At 40.3% G+C, this 19,090-nt stretch carries 18 protein-coding genes, 3 tRNA genes and 1 other RNA gene; 3 read left to right on the top strand and 19 right to left on the bottom strand.

Features of this window, described 5'->3' with window-relative positions:
• Window positions 1-121 precede the first annotated feature (121 nt).
• Window positions 122-1,636, top strand: a complete 1,515-nt coding sequence (locus Q5O24_01400) for a helix-turn-helix domain-containing protein (protein ID WKY48011.1) — start codon at window positions 122-124, stop codon at window positions 1,634-1,636.
• Between the two features lie 101 nt (window positions 1,637-1,737).
• Here the strand turns inward: Q5O24_01400 and Q5O24_01395 are convergent.
• The 4 genes from Q5O24_01395 to Q5O24_01380 form a co-directional block, all read right to left on the bottom strand.
• Window positions 1,738-1,829 (bottom strand) — tRNA-Ser (locus Q5O24_01395).
• A 46-nt stretch (window positions 1,830-1,875) separates the two neighbouring features.
• A tRNA-Ser gene (locus tag Q5O24_01390) sits at window positions 1,876-1,964 on the bottom strand.
• A 95-nt stretch (window positions 1,965-2,059) separates the two neighbouring features.
• On the bottom strand, window positions 2,060-3,121 hold the full coding sequence (locus tag Q5O24_01385; protein WKY48010.1) for a branched-chain amino acid aminotransferase: 1,062 nt from the start codon (window positions 3,119-3,121) through the stop codon (window positions 2,060-2,062).
• 268 nt (window positions 3,122-3,389) lie between these two features.
• Entirely contained in the window at window positions 3,390-4,469 is a 1,080-nt protein-coding gene (locus tag Q5O24_01380; protein WKY48009.1) for a G5 domain-containing protein, read from the bottom strand.
• 286 nt (window positions 4,470-4,755) lie between these two features.
• On the opposite strand from Q5O24_01380, the gene mutY reads away from it, so the two are divergent.
• Window positions 4,756-5,856 carry an A/G-specific adenine glycosylase gene (mutY, locus tag Q5O24_01375; GenBank protein ID WKY48008.1) on the top strand — a complete coding sequence of 367 codons (1,101 nt, stop codon included), beginning with the start codon at window positions 4,756-4,758 and terminating at the stop codon, window positions 5,854-5,856.
• A 42-nt stretch (window positions 5,857-5,898) separates the two neighbouring features.
• Here the strand turns inward: mutY and amrA are convergent, their stop codons facing one another.
• The 6 genes from amrA to ffs form a co-directional block, all read right to left on the bottom strand.
• Window positions 5,899-7,332 (bottom strand): AmmeMemoRadiSam system protein A, encoded by a 1,434-nt coding sequence (amrA, locus tag Q5O24_01370; GenBank protein ID WKY48007.1) that lies wholly within the window; start codon window positions 7,330-7,332, stop codon window positions 5,899-5,901.
• 64 nt (window positions 7,333-7,396) lie between these two features.
• Window positions 7,397-8,686, bottom strand: coding sequence for a phosphopyruvate hydratase (gene eno, locus Q5O24_01365; GenBank protein WKY48006.1), 1,290 nt, complete (start codon window positions 8,684-8,686; stop codon window positions 7,397-7,399).
• A 120-nt stretch (window positions 8,687-8,806) separates the two neighbouring features.
• Window positions 8,807-9,001, bottom strand: a complete 195-nt coding sequence (locus Q5O24_01360) for a DUF6440 family protein (GenBank protein WKY48005.1) — start codon at window positions 8,999-9,001, stop codon at window positions 8,807-8,809.
• 121 nt (window positions 9,002-9,122) lie between these two features.
• The gene (locus tag Q5O24_01355; GenBank protein ID WKY48004.1) at window positions 9,123-11,240 is read right to left on the bottom strand and encodes an ATP-dependent helicase; all 2,118 of its coding nucleotides are present in this window, start codon (window positions 11,238-11,240) and stop codon (window positions 9,123-9,125) included.
• A gap of 146 nt (window positions 11,241-11,386) precedes the next feature.
• Window positions 11,387-12,526 carry a 1-propanol dehydrogenase PduQ gene (locus tag Q5O24_01350; protein ID WKY48003.1) on the bottom strand — a complete coding sequence of 380 codons (1,140 nt, stop codon included), beginning with the start codon at window positions 12,524-12,526 and terminating at the stop codon, window positions 11,387-11,389.
• A 204-nt stretch (window positions 12,527-12,730) separates the two neighbouring features.
• An RNA gene (gene ffs, locus Q5O24_01345) (signal recognition particle sRNA large type) lies at window positions 12,731-12,996 on the bottom strand.
• Between the two features lie 189 nt (window positions 12,997-13,185).
• Here ffs and Q5O24_01340 point away from each other — a divergent pair.
• Window positions 13,186-13,626, top strand: a complete 441-nt coding sequence (locus tag Q5O24_01340) for a desulfoferrodoxin family protein (GenBank protein ID WKY48002.1) — start codon at window positions 13,186-13,188, stop codon at window positions 13,624-13,626.
• Window positions 13,627-13,655: 29 nt separating this feature from the next.
• On the opposite strand, the gene Q5O24_01335 is transcribed toward Q5O24_01340, so the two are convergent.
• The 9 genes from Q5O24_01335 to Q5O24_01295 form a co-directional block, all read right to left on the bottom strand.
• Window positions 13,656-14,072 carry a secondary thiamine-phosphate synthase enzyme YjbQ gene (locus Q5O24_01335; GenBank protein WKY48001.1) on the bottom strand — a complete coding sequence of 139 codons (417 nt, stop codon included), beginning with the start codon at window positions 14,070-14,072 and terminating at the stop codon, window positions 13,656-13,658.
• A 68-nt stretch (window positions 14,073-14,140) separates the two neighbouring features.
• Entirely contained in the window at window positions 14,141-14,605 is a 465-nt protein-coding gene (locus tag Q5O24_01330; protein WKY48000.1) for a GyrI-like domain-containing protein, read from the bottom strand.
• A gap of 214 nt (window positions 14,606-14,819) precedes the next feature.
• Window positions 14,820-15,704 carry an FMN-binding protein gene (locus Q5O24_01325; GenBank protein WKY47999.1) on the bottom strand — a complete coding sequence of 295 codons (885 nt, stop codon included), beginning with the start codon at window positions 15,702-15,704 and terminating at the stop codon, window positions 14,820-14,822.
• Window positions 15,705-15,796: 92 nt separating this feature from the next.
• On the bottom strand, window positions 15,797-16,381 hold the full coding sequence (locus Q5O24_01320; protein ID WKY47998.1) for a chromate transporter: 585 nt from the start codon (window positions 16,379-16,381) through the stop codon (window positions 15,797-15,799).
• Window positions 16,368-16,961 carry a chromate transporter gene (locus Q5O24_01315; GenBank protein WKY47997.1) on the bottom strand — a complete coding sequence of 198 codons (594 nt, stop codon included), beginning with the start codon at window positions 16,959-16,961 and terminating at the stop codon, window positions 16,368-16,370. Before Q5O24_01315 ends, Q5O24_01320 begins: the two co-directional genes overlap by 14 nt.
• Window positions 16,962-16,983: 22 nt before the next feature.
• Entirely contained in the window at window positions 16,984-17,652 is a 669-nt protein-coding gene (locus Q5O24_01310) for a 4'-phosphopantetheinyl transferase superfamily protein (protein ID WKY47996.1), read from the bottom strand.
• A 93-nt stretch (window positions 17,653-17,745) separates the two neighbouring features.
• Window positions 17,746-18,423, bottom strand: a complete 678-nt coding sequence (locus tag Q5O24_01305; protein ID WKY47995.1) for a TetR/AcrR family transcriptional regulator — start codon at window positions 18,421-18,423, stop codon at window positions 17,746-17,748.
• A gap of 115 nt (window positions 18,424-18,538) precedes the next feature.
• Complete coding sequence (locus Q5O24_01300) at window positions 18,539-18,760, bottom strand: (Fe-S)-binding protein (GenBank protein ID WKY47994.1); 222 nt, start codon at window positions 18,758-18,760, stop codon at window positions 18,539-18,541.
• Between the two features lie 167 nt (window positions 18,761-18,927).
• Window positions 18,928-19,002, bottom strand: a tRNA-Gln gene (locus tag Q5O24_01295).
• Between the last annotated feature and the right edge of the window lie 88 nt (window positions 19,003-19,090).

The raw sequence follows: 19,090 nt of genomic DNA, 5'->3' as shown, positions 1-19,090 counted from the left end.
AATTTTTTATTTGTCTATATGATATTACAAAAAAAAAAACAAGAAAACCGTCATTGCTATTGAAACTTCAGGACAAAAACAATACAATTTGTATTAAGAATATCAAAAGGAGGCCAGGCCAATGCTTTTACACGGTTCAGTAATTAAATATGAGTTAAATAAACAATATAATTGCATTTATAAGTATTTTTCAGATGATATCAAAGTCGATCTTCCATTATTTTATCAGGCGGGAATTCGCCTATCCGGTCATATTGTAGTAGTAGATAGCACCGAAACACTACAAATTGCACAAAAGTATGAGGATGTTATTTTCGTGTGTCATCGCAATTTAACGGAAAATATTCTGAATTCAGAAATTAATCTGATTGTTATTGAAGACGACATTCCGATTTCACATGTTTTTAATCTTATTATGCAGATATTTCTGAGATTTAATCAGTGGGAAGCGCTCATGATTGAGAACATCAATAACTACGCAACCTTTGATAAAGTTTTTCAGGACACAGCAAATATTGTTGATCAATGGCTTTTACTGGCAGACACGCAATTTCATTTTATAACTTATACCAGAAAATATCTGCCTGAATACTCAGACCTTGACATCGATCAGGCTCAAAAGATGATTGTAAAGCCGGGTTTCAGTGCTCTTGATTCCATCAAAGAAGTCTTTCAGTATAATGAAATAGAGCATTGTCTGCACAAGAATATTTTTTTTCATAATGTTTATGTTGGTCGATTGGCAACCCTCTATTCTGACAACAACGCCAAAAATCTTTTTTATACGCATGTATTAAATTATCTGGCAAAATTTCTGGAAGAACTTTACGCCATTAGCGGATCTTTTGAACGCGATACCGGAAGCATTCAGCTTTTAAAAAAAGTTTTTGCTGATTATATTGATGATATTTCCGTAGATTCTTATACCTTACTAACGACCTTAAAACAAAATGACTTTAAAGAAGATGATGATTACTATCTGATTCACTTTACTACCAATATCAAAGATGAGTCCTATCTCTATGCCAATTATATCGGCACTCAGATTGAACGAAAGTGGCGGGGACTTTGCTGTATTCAGAAAAAAAATGATACCCTTATACTGCTGAATATTACAGTCTTCGAAAAATTTGAAGAAGTCGATTTTTTTAAAGAGCTATCACAGCTGATTCGTGACAGTATGCTGATCGCTGCCGTCAGTCGACGATTTTCTCATATAGCCAACGTTTTTCAAGCCTTTGAGCAGACAAAAATAGCTTTTCAAATAGGGAAAAAGAAAGAACCGGAGATTTGGATATACCATTTTGACCATTATGCCCTCGATCATCTGTTAAAATCCGCACAAGGAAATTTTTCTCCCGAGCAGGTTTGTAGTCCTGTGATTCTAAAGTTGCGCGAATATGACCAAAATAATCATACCAGCCATTATGAGACTTTACTGATGTATTTAAAAAATCAGTTTAATGCATCTGCTACGGCAAAAGCTCTTTATATTGCGCGCAGCACTTTTCTAAGCCGAATGGAACAAATTGTTAAACTAACACGAGTAGACTTAAATGATTGGCGAGTATGCTTGTACCTGATGCTTTCCTTTGAATTTTATGAAAAAGATTTACAAATCGCTAGGAAGAACTAATCTCCAAAAGAAAAATCGATTTATTTGAAATAATGAAAATTTCCAACGACAAAAAACCTGCCACAATCGTAGCAGGTCTAAGTTTAATGCGTAATATTAAATGGCGGAGAAGGAGGGATTTGAACCCTCGCACCGCGTTAACGGCCTATACCCTTAGCAGGGGCACCTCTTATAGCCACTTGAGTACTTCTCCCCAAAGGTAATAAATAATGGTTGAAACTAATCAATTTGCATTTGAATGGCCGAGAGGGTGGGATTCGAACCCACGTGGGCTTGCACCCTAACGGTTTTCAAGACCGCCCCGTTATGACCACTTCGGTACCTCTCGTAATTTCGAAATGCAAGACTTATTATAGCTGGTAAAACCATCATTGTCAAGCATTTCGAAAAAAGTTTTTTAATATTTTTTAAATATTATTTTTATTATATTTTCTCAATCCAACCCAGCTCATCTTTTTCTTCACCGACCTGGATCCCATAGAGTGTATCATAGATTTTTTGGGCATATTCGCCGATTTTACCGTCATTAAACGTCATTTCAGCATCTTTCCACCCTAAAGTCCCAATTGGCGAAATAACAGCCGCTGTGCCCGTTGCGAAAGCTTCTTTTACTTTTCCGGCCTGGTAAGCTTCATAGAGTTCATCAATCGTGATCCTTCTCTCCACAACTTTCTCGCCCCAATGTTTTAAGAGTTCAATCACACTTTTTCTGGTAATTCCCGGGAGAATTGTTCCTTCAAGGGAAGGGGTGACAAATTCATTATCGATCAGGAAAAATACATTACTGGTACCGACCTCTTCAATATAGGTTCTAGTCTCCCCGTCCAGCCATAAAATCTGTTCGTAACCCAATTTTTTGACCTTCTGTTGAGCGGCAAGTCCACCAGCATAATTTCCCCCGCATTTTGCTTCTCCGGTACCTCCCCTGACAGTTCTGGCATATTCATTTTCCACATAAATACTGCAGGGGGCCATTCCACCTTTATAATAGGATCCAACCGGCGACATGATTATCATAAATTTATATTGTTTTGAAACGCGTACCCCAATATAGGGATCCGTTGCAAAAATAAATGGCCGAATATATAAAGAAGTCCCAGGTCCTTCCGGAATCCAGCTTACATCCAGCTTGACCAATTCTTTAAGGGCTTCCATCAAAAATTCTTCATCTACCTGAGGGATACACATTCTTTCATTTGATCGGTTTAAACGTCTAAAATTTTCCAGAGGTCTAAAGAACTGAACCTCTCCCTCTGACGTCCGGTAGGCTTTTAATCCTTCAAAAACTTCCTGGGCATAATGAAGTACCATCGCCGAAGGCATCAGCTCAATTGGACCATATGGAAGAATCGTCGCGTCATGCCACCCCAGCCCTTCCGTATAATCCATCATAAACATATGATCGGTAAAATTGACCCCGAATTCCAATTTGTCGCTGTCTGGCTTATCTTTTGGCTCATTAGCTCTGATTACTTTAATCTCCATCATTACCTCCACACTATCATAAGACTTCTTTGTCTCTTAATTTTTTACATAATGCTAGTATAGCAATTATTGTATACAAAGAACAGAGACTCTTTTGTTTATTTTGTATTTTTTTAGTACATTATCTTCCTAAAATTATTTCCAGACCCTTTCGTCTCTTTCAATTGAGCCAGTAAAACCGAATTGGAAATTTTAAGACTTATTTTTTCAATAAAAAAACTCCATGAATTAATTTTGTTAGATTAATTCATGGAGCTCATATTCTTTCTTATTCTTCAAGAAAATAGATTTCAATCGTCTGTCTTCCCCAGGCGATACAATCTGCTTCAGTATCCATATAAATATCAATAATTCCGTAGGTTACAGCACCACCACGATCCTCAACAGTATAAACTCCACCAAGAGCCGGAATATAAACTTTCGTTCCAAAAGGAATTCCTGCCCAAGTTGCAATAGTTCTGCCTTCCTGCGGCGGTAATCCACAGGCTGTATTATTCCCGGTCGCGGTATATGCGGTCGCACTAACTGTCATACTACCATAGAACCCTGACTCGTTAACTGATGATTCTGTTCCATTGGCATCATCACTAGCTTCAACATTGATATTATCAGAGTTTTTCGTCACCTGAACCTTAGAAGGGACAGTTACTGTCGTAGTCGGGCCAACTTCGATAATTTCTTCCTGCGGCGCATCAACGATCTGACTCTTTATTACTTCACGTTTAACTTCAACGCCATTTTCATAATAAATACGTTCTGTCACATTGCTCTTGCCGTTTTGGCCAACCTGCATCACTACTCGAGCACCTACCGGCAATTCGCTGTTTTCATTAATGGTTACCGTCATCGGCATTTCGCGAACTTCAGAACTTTCTACAACATCTACCCGAATTACCTTGATATCTCCGGTATCTTCAGTGATAACTGTATCTTCTGACGGTTCAACCCGGTCATTCTCATCCAGTTCTACATCCATGTTAGAAAGCAGTTCACCGACTGTTTCGTCACCTGCAAAATATTCAATTGTTTCACCATCTACAAACAGATCTCCTCTGACTTTTTCAGTGATTTCTACTTCTGCCACATCTTTAAATAAAGATGTCAGAGAACTGCTGTACTGGTATTCTTCACTTACTGGAAGATCATTGGCAATGAGGACTTCTTCAAGTGTCTCTAATAACTTTCCTTCTGCCATTACCGTATCACCATCATAAGTGACGCGAATTTCTTTTTCCACGGTAAAAGCACTGGAAACCCCAACCACCAAAAGCAGGATTAAACCAATAATCCCTATCTTGACGCCTGGAAATTTCTTAAGAAAGCCCCCAGTTTCTCTTTTATTATTCATAAAAAACCTTTCATCTTGTCAACACATCATCTAAAACTTTACATATTCGTTACGATTAGTTTAACATCCTATCCATTTTCTGTCAAGAAATTTGTCGGCTACAGCCCATCAAAGGGTAATTCAATCCCACAAAAAACACCAATATAAAGCCATTTTTGCTATCCAATGGAGGGAAAGTATAAATTTTTGCCATGAACTGTAAACGCTGAGCATCTTCTCAAGATATCCTTTAGATTCATTCGTTATACTTAATCCTACTAAAATCCGCAATTCTCAAGGAGTACCCATGCCCTATTTTACTGTACCTGCTTCAGTGATTTTGATCCTGCAGAACAATACGCTTGAATGGTTTTATAAAAACAAGCGCTCACTACCCTTTCGGGAAACCAAAAATCCTTACAACATCTGGATCTCCGAAATTATGGCCCAGCAAACTCAAATTGATACCTTGATTCCTTATTACAACCGCTTTATAGAAAAATTTCCGGATCTGTCCTCCCTGGCCGCTGCCAATGAGGCCGACGTCTTGAAAGCATGGGAAGGACTGGGCTACTATTCTCGAGCACGCAACCTGCATAAGGCCGCCCAAATAATTGAAAGAGACTATTCAGGTTCCTTTCCCTCTGATTATAATACTTTAATCAAACTGCCCGGCATTGGCCCCTATACCGGCGGCGCCATTGCCAGCATCGCTTTTAACCAGGCAGTTACCGCAGTTGACGGTAATGTTCTGAGGGTTATCAGCCGCTTTCTGAACAGCAAGCTTGATATTGGTGAAAACAAAACTAAAAAACACATTACGCAATGGCTTGAAAGTCTTCTTCCCGAAAATTCCGGTGATTTTAATGAAGCTTTAATGGAACTGGGGGCTATGATTTGTACCCCCAAAAGCCCAAAATGTCTGCTCTGCCCCCTGATAGATGGCTGTCAGGCCTACTTAAAGGGAACACAGGAGATACTTCCGCTTAAAAAGAAAAAAAACAGACAAAAAACCATCAATATGGAAGTCGGTGTTCTTTGTCAAAATCAGGATCTGCTTTTTGTCCGACGCGACGAAAAGGGCCTTCTATCCGGGATGTGGTCCTTTCCAATCATTCCCCAAGGCGAATGCCCCGGCCAGGCAATCAGACAGCATTTGAATACTTATTTTAAAACCCTGCCCGAACCCAAACTTGCAGGACACAGCCGGCATATTTTCACCCATATCATCTGGGAAATAGATGTCTATATCTTTCGTTCGCCCGCTTCCTTAAAAGAATCAGCGGCTCAATACAAGCTGGACAAGCACTCCCAGGAGCAATCGATCTGTTTCATCCCAATCAATGAAACGGATCGCTTAACCCTTCCGGTAGCCTTTAAAAAACTTTTACCGCTGATTTCTCAATAGCGGTAAAAGTCCTTTAAGACTTAATTAGTGATAATTAATTTATTAAGAATAACGTTTGACTTCAAAACGGTATAAATCCACATCGGTCTCACTATCCATAATTCCGGCTTTCTGCCTGGCAATAGCAAGCTGATCTGAGACTGTATTCACACCTTCAAGATCCGGCAGCAAGAGCCCCCGATGCAAGCCTTTTTCCACAATTACCCCATATTTTTTCGCGTCCAGCTGATCGATACTGTCAATTTTTTCGGCTAGACCCAAGATATCCACTTTTATTTCCAGATCCATCAACTCAGCTTCTTCAATCGGTAAAAATCGGGGATCGTAGGCCGCCGCTTCAATGGCATTACGAATAATCTCCTGGGCAATATTCTCGGTGACTGCTTGTGTCGTTCCGATACAGCCTCTCAGTTCACCCTGTTTATGAATTGAAACAAAAACTCCAGCCTGCTGATACTCAAGTTCCTTTAGCGCCTTTTCTTCGATCTCAACCTGATCCTTATAGTGGGTAAAATTTAATTTCCGCCCCCTTTGAACCCAGGCATTAACAGAAGCTCTGGCCAGGGCCACGAAAGCCGATTCACTGGAGCGTCTATTTTTATAGGCCATCCGTTGGTCTGCTTCATATCGCTCAAGAAGACTGTCAATTTTGTCTTCTTTCATTTCTATATAAGCGGTCAGATAGCCAACCCCAAAGGGACCTTCATAAGAATAGACTTCAGACTCTGTCTCATGGCCGTCAAGGGCTCCCAGCCCCATCGCGATTGGCCTTAGTCCACACTGACCAGCCGGCTCATAAACTTCATGGGGAATTGTTAAAATAGAATAGTAATCTTTTTTACTGATGCCATAAATAATATTTTCGTCAAAAACCGGACCCATCTGATTAAACTGATAAGGCCCCTCATCCTTAAGACAATGGGATAAGTCTGCACTGGTCAGAATAATCGTCTCGCTGTTCGTTCGCTCAACTGCTTCCCGAATCGCCACACCCATCTGATATAATTCATACAGACTCAGAAAACCAATAGTAATATGAACAATTTTATAGTCCTGATAGAAACGATCAATAAAATATAATGGAACTAGCAACCCATGATCGATTTCCAGTTTAATTTCATATTCTTCCGCAGTCCGCTGATTCAAAAAAATACTGTGACACTGATTCATCGCAAACGAGCGGTTTAATTCGTCAAGTAATTCCATATCGCATTTTTTATCCATTGTAATTTCAGGACTGCCAAATTTCGACAGATCGCCAGATATCTTATTTTCATAAATAACTGCAACACCATCGCGAAAAACATTCCCATGTGGTGTGATGCAAACAATAGTTTTGGGTTTTACCTCAACTATTTTTTTAGCCAGGTCCCGCATTCCCTGCAGTGTTTTTGGCGCTTCTGTTTCCCGACCCTGTCCGACTTCCGGAATCAAGACCGGCGGATGGGACGCAATGGCCATGCCTTTTAGTTTCATTGTTTCTTCCTTTCTAAAAAGTGCCCCGTTACCGGGGCACTTGAGTATGGTGACAACTGGCTCTCTACTTTAAATTATAGAAGGCATCTTTTCCAGCATAAACAGCCAGTTTACCCAGTTCTTCCTCAATCCGAATCAGCTGATTATACTTGGCAACCCGGTCCGTTCTCGAGGGGGCTCCGGTTTTAATCTGCCCGGCGTTTACCGCCACGACCAGATCGGCGATCGTCACATCCTCTGTTTCACCGGATCGGTGGGAAACCACCGCAGTATAACCGGCCCGTTTTCCCATTTCGATAGCATCCAGCGTCTCTGTCAGGCTACCAATCTGATTAACTTTAATTAGAATTGAATTAGCAATGCCTTGATCAATTCCTTTTTTAAGTCGGGTCGTATTGGTCACAAACAGATCATCTCCAACCAATTGAACTTTTTTTCCCAGGCGATCAGTCATCAGTTTCCAACCCTCCCAATCCTCTTCATCCAATCCATCTTCGATGGAGATAATCGGGTATTTAGAAAGCAGCATTTCATAAAAGTCAATCATTTCTTCAGCAGTTTTCTCAACGCCTTCACCTTTTAAAAGATATTTTTTTGTTTCTTTATCATAAAGTTCTGAGGCTGCCACATCCATGGCCAGCATGATATCCTCACCTGGTACATAACCGGCTTCCTTAATCGCATCTACAATAACCTGAAGAGCTTCTTCATTGGATTGCAGGTTCGGAGCAAAACCGCCTTCATCGCCAACAGATGTGGTCATCCCTTTTGAAGACAGAACTTTTTTCAGCTGATGAAAAGTTTCTGCCCCCATTCGCACCGCTTCTTTGAAAGATTTGGCACCGACTGGCATGATCATAAATTCCTGAATGTCTACGTTATTATCAGCATGTTCACCACCATTTAAGATATTCATCATTGGGGTTGGCAGGGTCTTAGCGTTAATTCCGCCTAAATACCGGTATAGAGGTAAATTCAGAGAATTTGCCGCTGCATAAGAAACCGCCATGGATATTCCCAGAATTGCATTCGCGCCCAGCTTGCCTTTATTTTCGGTACCATCCAAAGCAATTAGTGCGGCATCAATAGCAAGCTGGTCACAGGCATCTATCCCGATAAGGTATTCAGCTGCATAGTTCACATTGGCAACCGCTTTAAGCACCCCTTTTCCCTGATATCTGTTCTTGTCACCGTCTCTCAGTTCAACAGCTTCGAAAGCTCCGGTAGAAGCCCCTGACGGAACAATACTTCTCCCAAGGGTCCCATCCTCAAGAATCACATCCACTTCTATTGTCGGATTTCCCCGGGAATCAAGAATCTCTCTGGCCATAATGGCATCAATATATGAACTCATTTGCTACCTCCCATTATTTATTCTTCTTATTATATACACTATAAATCTTTATATAAACCGAACCATACAAAAAAGCCCAGAATTTAGCTTCCGGGCCTGGCAAACTGCTCGTTCTATTTATTAGCGCTGCGGGCCCACTACCGGCGCCCCTTCCTCATCTACGAGTACCGTCAACCCACTGCCTAACTGATCATAATGATATAAATAATTAACTCCGGTCTCAGTATCTTCGAGAATTCGGCATCCGGATTGTTCTCCAATGGTCTCATCCAAAATAACTCTGAACCGATTGCGTTTCATCTTTTTTGTTTTCATCTTCTCCCTTATCTCCTAAGCACTTAACCTATTATAGCCAATTCCCAGTCTAAAATCAAATTTTTCGAATCAACTTATTATTTTTCTCGTTTATTCAATTGTAACTTTATCTGAATTGTGCTTAATGAATAACTCCATTCTCCAGGCAGACTGAAAGATTCATTTTCTTGTTACCTGCCTTTTCAAAATTGACTTTAACCACATCGCCGTTTTTCTCTATAATTTCACCTTTTCCAAAGCGACGATGGGTCACAACCACACCCGGCTTATAGGCCTTCAGCTCCTGTTCTGAATATGACGTTACAACTTTTACAGGCTTATTGAAATTATTTCTAACACCGAAACTTTCAGCACCTTTTTCATTTTGAACAACCGGCTTTTCAGGTGGAATCCCATCAATTAAATAGCTTATAAAAGATGAGGGAAAGATTCCATTTTTCTGATCACTGACACAGATATAAATCAGTTCCTTCTTGGCTCTGGTAGCTCCCACATAAAAAAGCCGTACTTCTTCACCAAAAAGACTCAGCTCTTCTCTGCTGCCAGGGCAAGGAATTGTCCCTTCCACCGCATCGATCACAAAGACCTTTTCAAACTCCAGGCCTTTACTTGAATGGAAAGTTGATAAGGTTACCCGCGGTTTTTTCTGCTGATAAATCCGTTTTTCCATCAACTTTTCACTGAGTTCTTCAAGATGCATGAAATACTCTGAAAAGGTATCCGACCTCCCGGCCAGAATTTTTAAAACCGATAATTTCTGGTTAAGACTCTCTTCCGAATGACCAGAACCAATTTTAAACTGCAGATAACCCCGATATCCCATCTCGTCAAGAATCAGATCAATTCCCTTTTGTGGCGTCTCCATTCTTAAGCGATTCAACAACTTTTCCACCGTTTCCAGTCTCGCTACCAGCCAGGATTTTTCCTTATTTCCCCTGATTAATGCCCTTATTGCCGTATCACTCCCCCGCATTTTAAGCGAATTAACCATGTCTTTAGAAATAGCCAGATCCATTTTATAGTATAACTGCGAAAACAACTCAAAATCATTTGGTCGTTTGGAAAATTCATAAAATGACCAGATATCTTTCACTATAAAATGATTAAAAAAAGCCGGTGTATGCTCTTTTATTAAAAAAGGTACTCCCTCCCGGTCTAAAAGATCCACCAACGGAATGGCTGATTCGTTATTTCTGTATAAAACCGCCGTTTCTTTCCCTTCTTTTCTAATCGATTCAAGAATCAGACGATACTGAGCCTCCAGACTTTTTACCCATTCCCTTTTTACCGGAATCCCTTTTTTATTAGGCGTCTCCATTTTTTTTTCGTAGCGCTCACTGTTTAGCTTAATAAATTGATTGGCACTGGCAACAATCGCCTGGCTGCTGCGATAATTTGTTTCCATCAAAAGCACCCGGCCAGTCGGCCAAACCTCTTTAAAGGATAGTAGAAACTGCGGAAAAGCCCCACGAAATCCATAAATACTCTGATCTTCATCGCCAACCATAAACAGGTTGCCATTTTTTCCAGTCAGCAGTTCAACTATCCTAAACTGAATCTTGGACGTATCCTGGGCCTCATCCAGATGAATATAACGATAACGTTCTTTAAAAACTTTTAGCATTTCCGGGTGTCTTTTTAAAAGACCATACGTGTATTTGAGAAGATCATCAAAATCCATCAAACCTTGTCTCTGTTTTTTTGCTTCAAAAGCCTCAAAAAGTTTATAAAAATCAATTTCCAGTGTCGGCAGCGCTTTAATCTCCTGCTCACTCAGCATCATGTTTTTAACATACCCGATTCTTTGAACAATCTCTGACAAGTCATTTTCTGACGGATACGCATTAAAAAGTTCCTGATAAAGCTTTCTAATGACCGGCGTTACATTTGCCAGCACCTCGAAAGCTTTTCTGTGATACTGTCTTTCGTACTGCCTGATAACCGATAAGGAGAAAGAATGAATGGTACTGAAATGAATATCATCCTGTCCAAAACTTTTACTGTAACGCTGTTTCAGGTCTCTGGCTCCCATCCGACTGAAAGTAAGGGCCAGGATAGCTGAAGGATTAACATTTTCGACCTGGATCAGGTAAGCAATCCGGTTGATGATAACCGTTGTTTTTCCGCTGCCCGGGACAGCCAGCAAAAGTGTCTGCCCATTTTTCATAAGCAGTGCTTCTTCCTGTTGTCTGTTTAAACGGATATCATATTTTTCTTTAAATGCTTTGTAACTTTTCATATTCTTCCCAGCTCATTATTTTTTCTCAATTATATCCCTGATCGGCTGTCAAGACAAGCAGGCCACAAATAAACAAAAGCATTCCATAAGGATTTAAATCAATCCTATATGAAATGCTCAAATTACTTATTATTTTTTAGTTGTTTTTATTCGCCGTAATAAGCCTGATCCATTACCGCTTTCATTTCCTCATAGCCAACCGGAACAGGGTTTGTCGTTGTACAAACATCTGCCAGGGCCTTTTTAAGCATGCTTTCCCGATCTTTAAGATAATCTTCTTCGCTAACGCCTGCATCCTTTAGACAACTCGGTATATTCAGCGACTCGCTCAAGGCTACAACACTGTTATACATGGTTACATTGGCATCCCCACACACATTTAAAATGCCTGTTGCACTTAACAGCCGTTGATAGAGGTGTTCCACCCGAGGACTCTGACCGTTGAATTTAATCACATAAGGTAAAACAATGGCATTGGCCAGACCATGCGGTATATGAAAGTTAGCACCAAAGGCATGGGCAATACTGTGAGTAATACCCAGTCCAGCACTGTTAAAGGCGATTCCCGCCATACATGAAGCAGTCTGCATACTGGATTTAGCATCCAGATTAGAACCATTTTCATAACTGTTGAACAGGCTTTTAAAGACCAGTTCTACCGCTTTACTGGCATAACAGCGAGAAAACGGATTATTACCGGTGGAGATATAAGACTCAATGGCATGGGTTAACACGTCCATCCCGGTCGCTGCAGTTGCTCCCGGCGGAACACTCTCAATCAGCTTAGGATCAAGAATCGCAGTATCCGGCATCATCAAAATATCCGTTAAAGGAATTTTTGTATTATTTTTTTTATCGGTTATTACCGCATATTCTGTGACTTCAGAACCTGTACCAGCGGTAGTCGGAATGGCAATAAATTCCGGTTTGTGCACATAACGGTCTTCAAAGAAAATCCGTTTGAAATTAACACAATAATAGATGATGGCTTTTGCTGCATCAATAACAGAACCGCCACCAATAGCAATTAAGGCATCGGGTTTATTCATAATAATATGCATCAGCCCCTTCTCCACAATATCTGTTGAAGGATCTGATTCGATGTCAGAGAAAACATGGTAGGTGATCCCCTTCTCATCCAGTAAATCGGTGAGCATTTTAAGAATCCCGAATTTTACCATCCCTGCATCAGTAGCAATACAAACATTCTTGTAATTACCTTCCTGAACTCGCTTCAGGGAATCCTCCCCATAATAAATTGCCGGCTTCACTTGAAAAAATCGCATGGGTTTTCCTCTCTATTCATAAATTATTCTTCATTCTCTGTAAACTAAACCTTTTGATCGCATAGAATTAAAATTATTATATCAACAAGTTTTGACAAAATACAGACAATCTCAAATATTTATTGAAGGATGTCTTTTTTTTATCCGAAAATGCCCATAAAAAAAATACCAACAAAGGTTTGGTATTATTAAAAAACTATTTTGTCGTGCACCCCACTTCGACAATCAGCCTCCAAGCGTTACGTCGGTAGTTTGCTCGAGTCAGAGTATCCTCCGGCACATAAAAGGTCTTACTTACCGCTGCTTCATTCCTGACCTGACGGGGTTCATAAGTTTCTATTGCGAAGGGTCCAACTGTCAACACCACTTGCCTCCGGCAGACCTCAAAACCTGAAGCCTCCATGGGGAATTCAATCCTGCTGTAGCGGATTGCAGGTTACAAAGCACCGCTAACTCTCCATCTAGCACGACTAATGTATTATAACGCAACCGTCTGTGAAAAACAAGTTTATTTCCCTTCCTTTAAGAAAAATCTATTCATCATAAATACTTCTTAAAAAACAGGGTATGTATACTAGGAAATTAAACACTATTTTGAACTATTCCAAAATAATTATTTCTAAATCTGGTTAATTTCCAATTACTTAAGGAGGCTCTCCATGAACGAATCTAATCTTTTTCAGTGCAACGACTGTACTGGCGTATTGCTTGAACTGCACGGCACAATTTCTCAAAACTGCAACCATAACATGACTGAACTGACCCCCAACACTATCGAAGCGTCAACCGAAAAACATATCCCAGTTGTCACTAATGGTGACCAGGAAATTACGGTCAATGTAGGCAGTATCCCCCATCCGATGACACCTGACCATTCCATTCTTTGGATCTTTGTAAAAACCCGTAATGGTGGAAGTTTCGTCCAGCTTACCCCAGCAGATGAACCCAAAGCCAGTTTCAACATTGATCCCCTGGACGTGGTGGCTGTTTATGCCTACTGTGATATCCATGGCCTATGGGAAGCCCAGCTCGATGATATTGATTATATGGAAACCGTCTGCTCCCCAGAATTCCCCCAGGGCTGCGTTGGCGAAGAATAAAAAAAGAAGCGGCTTGCCCGCTTCTTTTTTTATTCACCGATAATTTTAACCAGCACCCGCTTTTCTCTTTTTCCGTCGAATTCAAAATAAAAGATCTGTTCCCAAGTGCCAAAATCGAGTTTACCTTCTGTCACTGCAACAACCGTCTCTCTGCCCATAATAGTACGTTTCAGGTGGGCATCAGCATTGTCCTCAAAGCCATTATGACGATACTGGCTGTATGGTTTTTCCGGAGCCAGTTTTTCCAGCCATACTTCATAATCATGATGCAGGCCGCCTTCATCATCATTGATAAAGACACTGGCTGTGATGTTCATGGCATTAACCAGTATCATTCCCTCTTTGATTCCACTTTCCTTTAATGCCTTTTCAACATCTCCGGTAATATTAACCAGCCCTCTGCGTGTCGGCAGATTAAAATGCAGTTCTCTTCGATATGCGATCATTTTTTCCCCCAGTTACTTTTTCACTGCTTCCTATTTTAATGGATTGGAGCACTTTCGTCCAGATAAAATTAAATTTTTACCGGCATCAGAATCTTAGTTAAAAGGAGATCCTCAGAAACCTCAAGACCATTATAATAAAACTCATAAACCTTTTGCTCAACTTCAAGTCCATGTTCCTCGGCCCACTGATACATCGCCTTATAGGTCGGACCAATTTTTTTATAGGGACCCTGATACATACAATAAATCATATCCTGCTCGGGAATTACAGACGCTTCAATTTTACCGTTTCCCGCCAGTTTCCTGGCCACCGGAAAGCCAATCTCTACATCCATTTTTTGAAAATCAAAATTATGATATAAAACAAATGGGCTATCAGCACTCTGTTCCCCGCAATTCTTAAGATAATCCATAATCTCCCCGTAGGAAGTGCCAATCAATTGCGGCAACTCACTAATCGTTGTTTCTGTCCGAATCATCAGCGTCGGTGTTTCACAGTGTCGGATCAAATTGATTTCAGAAATTTTTGGCATTTTAATTCCTCCCCCGCAATAAAAAAAGACACTAACCGACCAGAACGATAATTCTGATTCCTGTTAATGTCTGCGTTCAGTAACACTTTTATTTTTATGTCAGTTTTATCTTACCTTGTTCCATCACTTTTGTCAAGGCTATCGGCCACTCTCTGCATCCCGGTTCTCTTCTCTGATGTTGTTCTATACTTGACGATACTTAAGTTTATTCAACTCAGATACTTCCCGAAACAAGTCCCTGTTGCAGCGCATCTACAACCGCATTCATGATTCCGTTTGATGTATAGGTTGCACCTGAGATAGCATCTACATAAGGGGTCTGATTAGCAACAATTGAAGCGGGTACAGCATCGATCGCTCGGCCGTAATATTTTTCACCATGTTCATTATGGGAAACCACTTCCACTGATGTGATTTGATTGTCACTGACAGTCACTGATACTGTCAAATCTGGGCCATAACCATCAGCCACGCCAGTATAAGTCCCATCAGCAATATCGGCTGTTCCTATAAATAAATTCTGATTAACTTCCTCAATCGTTTGATCAACTGTAGAATCTGATAAGGTCGTATCTTCTGAAGCAGTTGCAGTTTCCTTTTCATCAGTTGTTGTTTCATCTACGGTAGGTTGGTCATCTTCACTACCGTAAATATTCTGCACTTCTGCTTCCAGCTCATTGGAAAAGGCCATTACAAATGCTTCAGGCCCCATAATTCCACCCACTTCCCAAAGGTGAATTCCCAAAAAAACAAGCAGAACCACAGTCAGTACTCGATGTGGTTTACACCAGGAACACTGACCTTTATAGGCTTTACGCAACCAATAGGTCAAACCTAAAAGGATCCCGGTAACCATACAAAAGCTTCCGAAGTTTAAAGAAAAAACAGCGCCTGACGAAAAGAAACCGTGGATACAGGCAACAATCACAAAAAGAATACCCATCGGCTTGTGAACATTTCTCAGCTTTCTATTGAGCTGCCCGATAAAAGTATCTTTACCTTTCCCTTTATTGACAATTCTTAATATATAAACCACCGACAATAGGACTGCTAAAACAACAGCAATCCAGGCGGCCATAACATTTATTAGTATGGACATTTTTTTCTCCTTATAAACCTTGATTATCATCCAAGGAAATATTAGCAGAATATTGTGACGGTTATGTGACATATCGTCTTATTTAAATTTTTTTAAAATAATGTTGGAACCATTCCAAATAAGATGATTCCCAATCCACCAGATAGAAGTACCAATTGAATCGGATGAAGCTTAAATTTAAAATAGGCAGCCGAAGTGAGTGCAAAGATTAATAGCTCCTTAAACTGCAGGGCCTCTATAATACTTTGTATGCCGTTAATTTCCGTCCCCTCTAAAAGCAGACCTTTGGCCATCAGACTTACCACTGCTGAGGCAACTAAGGCAATCACTACCGGTCGGATCCCGTACAGAGCGCCCCTAACCCACTTATTATCCTGAAAATTAGTAAACACCTTGGCAATCAGCACAATAATGATTAAAGAGGGCAGGACGACAGCCGTCGTTGACACAATGGCACCAAAAATACCCGCCGTTCCCATCCCGACAAAGGTCGCAATATTGACCGCAAAAGCCCCTGGGGTTGACTCGGCCACAGCGAGAAAATTGACAAAATCTGTCATGGTCAGCCATCCATTTTTCAGTACTTCCTGCTGAATTAGTGGAATCATCGCATAGCCGCCCCCAATGGTAAAGAGGCCGATTTTAAAAAATGTGATAAATAAATTAATGTATATCATGATTTTCCTTATTGTCCTGAATCATTGCCTTATTAAGCACTACCTGATGAAGAATACCAATCAACCCACCGCCGATAATCAGAAATATAACGTTCAAGTCCGTGAAAACCGCCACAATAAATGAAACAATCAGCGTTGCCACCGTAAGCAGATGATACTCTCCCTTTTTACCAAGTTTTATCGCTGCACCCAGGACCAGGACACTGATCCCGGCGCGAATTCCCTGAAAGGCATATTGCACCCATAAAATCTTCTGGAAAGACTCAAAAAAGGTGGCAATTACCGAAATAATCAGCAGCGACGGTAAAACCACCCCAAATGTTGCTGCTATTGAACCAACCATTCCACCACCGATCTTGTATCCGACAAAAGTTGCTGTATTCACTGAAATCACTCCAGGGGTAGCTTCAGCAATAGCTATCATATCTACAATATCTTCACTTTCAATCCAGTGGTGCCGCTCCACCATTTCATATTCGATTAAAGAAATCATGGCATATCCACCACCAAAGGTAAAGAGACCTATTTTAAAAAACGTTGCAAAAACCGTCCAGAGATTTTCTTTTTTTTTCTCATCCATCATTAGTCACCTCCATTTCAAATTAAATTTCAACCCAGACTGAATTCTCTTCAAACGCAGCAGACGCTCCACAAAACCAGACCGCATACTCCTGGGATAATGAATAGTTTCTAAAATAAACTCCCGGTTCACTGCAGTTTTCAACCCTCCAGACTCCTGAAGTAAAGGTAAATTCAAGAAAAAAAGCATTAAGTGGAAAACCCAGGCCCGATCCCTGATATTTTATAAAACTCTCCTTAGCCGACCAGATCTGAGAAAAACCGGCTGCCTGAACCTTCTCTGGAAGCTGTTTCAGGAAATCATACTCTTTTTGATGAAAAAACCGCTTGGCCAGTGAAAGTTTCGCCGCTCCAATTTTTTGCACATCCACACCCACTGGCCTGGGACCAATTCCACAAACTGCCAAATAGTCGGAATGGGACAGATTAAAGTAAAAGTCTGTCACACCTTTATAAGAAGGCTTACCACAGTTATTAATGACCAGCTCAGGGGCCTGTCCATGTTTAAAATACTTTTGTTCCGCCCGTTTTAAAAGTAGGCCTGCTCCCAGCGACAAGGCTTTTACCTCAACCGTCTTTAACCTATTAACCTTTTGAACTCGAAGTGAATCCATTTCATCGAGCGTTTGTTTAAATTTATCCTCATCGTATAAAGGTCTGACATCCATTAGAAATAACTGATTTTTAATCATTCCCGGTTTACCGCCTTTTACATAAATAAAAAAACGATAAGAGTGCTCCCACGATTATCGTTTCTTCTTAGATTGATTTCATATTTTATGACTTTATTCCGCCGCTATACTTAATTCAAATCCTTTTTTAACAAATATATCAGGCATTTCTTTTTCCAGCTTTGATGAAACTTCCAATACTTCTTTAACTTTTTTATTGTCTATCCCTAAAAGCAAAAGGAATACTTCAATATTTGCATCATCAAACTCTTTTGATGAACAATCAATCTCACCAATTTCACGGGCTAGTGAAATCCCCTGCTGAAAACCAAAATTACCGTACGTAAGGAGTTTCATTTTATATTCCGGCATTTTTTCGCCATACTGTTCGACTAAAAGGCGGAAATAATCAACGGCTACCGCGGTGCCTTTATATAAAACATTCTCCGATAAAAGATCTGTATAGAATCTGCTTAGACTACGATTAATCAGCATCAACCGACCATGAACACGAATTTCAGTTGCAGTGGCAGTCAGCAGGTCGTATTCGATATTCTTAACTTCGAACTGCTTTTTAACCATTTCCTTAATTTGCTTCATGTATTCATTATAAACCATCAAGCCCAATTTACTTTTTGATCCATAATAATAAGTAATCAATCCGCCATTGGCGTTGACCATTTCAGCAATTTCCCGGTAGGTGGTTTTTTTATACCCCAATTCAAGAAACAAGGTTTTTGCAGCCTGATAAATACGTTCTTTTACTTCAATATCATTTCTCGGTTTAGCCATATTATACCCTTACTTTCCCGCCTTAAAAATTAGTGTTTCTAAAAATTCTATTTTCATTATAAGCCAAAACAAATAAAATCACAAGAACAAGTCGCATTCTTTCTCAAACAAGCTGTCAACAATTTAATTTTGCTTCATTAGCACTCCTAAGCAGTTCAAGCAATTCCTCTTTTCTTTCCTTATATATATTATCTCTAAGCGGTGCACAAGCAGCAATCGTTTTTTGCCCTTTGATCAACTTTTCGGCAAAAGCCATACAAGTGTTCTCGCCACAGCTTTTACAATTAAGCCCCGGCAGGAATTCATATACTTCAAAAATATTTATTTCATTATTCATTTATAACTCCCAATTTTCAGATTGTTGACTGGTACTAGTCGTAGCTGTTATTCATCGCGAACTAAACCCCAAGAAAGCACAAAGGCCGTCAGCAACATTTACAACCTCTTTCAGCTGATGCTGAATAAAGTCGCAAATCTTGCCAACGGCCAGATTTTCTTAAGTAATGGCAGGGGTATCAGGATTCGAACCTGAGAGTGATGGAGTCAGAGTCCATTGCCTTACCGCTTGGCGATACCCCTGCAAAACAAGTACTCGACTATTCTACACAACTTCAACAGTAATGTCAAGAGGAAATAAAAATTAAAATTTTTAATCCTATTCTAATCC

The organism is Eubacteriaceae bacterium ES3 (assembly GCA_030586155.1).
Taxonomy (GTDB): Bacteria; Bacillota; Clostridia; order Eubacteriales; family Eubacteriaceae; genus Acetobacterium.
The sequence above is the reverse complement of the archived record's forward strand: the minus strand, read 5'-3'. Positions and strand labels throughout refer to the sequence as shown.

Excerpts from the sequence above, each read along its gene's own strand:
- Q5O24_01400 (WKY48011.1), top strand. The coding sequence starts at position 122 with ATGCTTTTACACGGTTCAGTAATTAAATATGAGTTAAATAAACAATAT.
- Q5O24_01385 (WKY48010.1), bottom strand. The coding sequence starts at position 3,121 with ATGGAGATTAAAGTAATCAGAGCTAATGAGCCAAAAGATAAGCCAGAC.
- Q5O24_01380 (WKY48009.1), bottom strand. The coding sequence starts at position 4,469 with ATGAATAATAAAAGAGAAACTGGGGGCTTTCTTAAGAAATTTCCAGGC.
- mutY (WKY48008.1), top strand. The coding sequence starts at position 4,756 with ATGCCCTATTTTACTGTACCTGCTTCAGTGATTTTGATCCTGCAGAAC.
- amrA (WKY48007.1), bottom strand. The coding sequence starts at position 7,332 with ATGAAACTAAAAGGCATGGCCATTGCGTCCCATCCGCCGGTCTTGATT.
- eno (WKY48006.1), bottom strand. The coding sequence starts at position 8,686 with ATGAGTTCATATATTGATGCCATTATGGCCAGAGAGATTCTTGATTCC.
- Q5O24_01360 (WKY48005.1), bottom strand. The coding sequence starts at position 9,001 with ATGAAAACAAAAAAGATGAAACGCAATCGGTTCAGAGTTATTTTGGAT.
- Q5O24_01355 (WKY48004.1), bottom strand. The coding sequence starts at position 11,240 with ATGAAAAGTTACAAAGCATTTAAAGAAAAATATGATATCCGTTTAAAC.
- Q5O24_01350 (WKY48003.1), bottom strand. The coding sequence starts at position 12,526 with ATGCGATTTTTTCAAGTGAAGCCGGCAATTTATTATGGGGAGGATTCC.
- Q5O24_01340 (WKY48002.1), top strand. The coding sequence starts at position 13,186 with ATGAACGAATCTAATCTTTTTCAGTGCAACGACTGTACTGGCGTATTG.
- Q5O24_01335 (WKY48001.1), bottom strand. The coding sequence starts at position 14,072 with ATGATCGCATATCGAAGAGAACTGCATTTTAATCTGCCGACACGCAGA.
- Q5O24_01330 (WKY48000.1), bottom strand. The coding sequence starts at position 14,605 with ATGCCAAAAATTTCTGAAATCAATTTGATCCGACACTGTGAAACACCG.
- Q5O24_01325 (WKY47999.1), bottom strand. The coding sequence starts at position 15,704 with ATGTCCATACTAATAAATGTTATGGCCGCCTGGATTGCTGTTGTTTTA.
- Q5O24_01320 (WKY47998.1), bottom strand. The coding sequence starts at position 16,381 with ATGATATACATTAATTTATTTATCACATTTTTTAAAATCGGCCTCTTT.
- Q5O24_01315 (WKY47997.1), bottom strand. The coding sequence starts at position 16,961 with ATGGATGAGAAAAAAAAAGAAAATCTCTGGACGGTTTTTGCAACGTTT.
- Q5O24_01310 (WKY47996.1), bottom strand. The coding sequence starts at position 17,652 with ATGATTAAAAATCAGTTATTTCTAATGGATGTCAGACCTTTATACGAT.
- Q5O24_01305 (WKY47995.1), bottom strand. The coding sequence starts at position 18,423 with ATGGCTAAACCGAGAAATGATATTGAAGTAAAAGAACGTATTTATCAG.
- Q5O24_01300 (WKY47994.1), bottom strand. The coding sequence starts at position 18,760 with ATGAATAATGAAATAAATATTTTTGAAGTATATGAATTCCTGCCGGGG.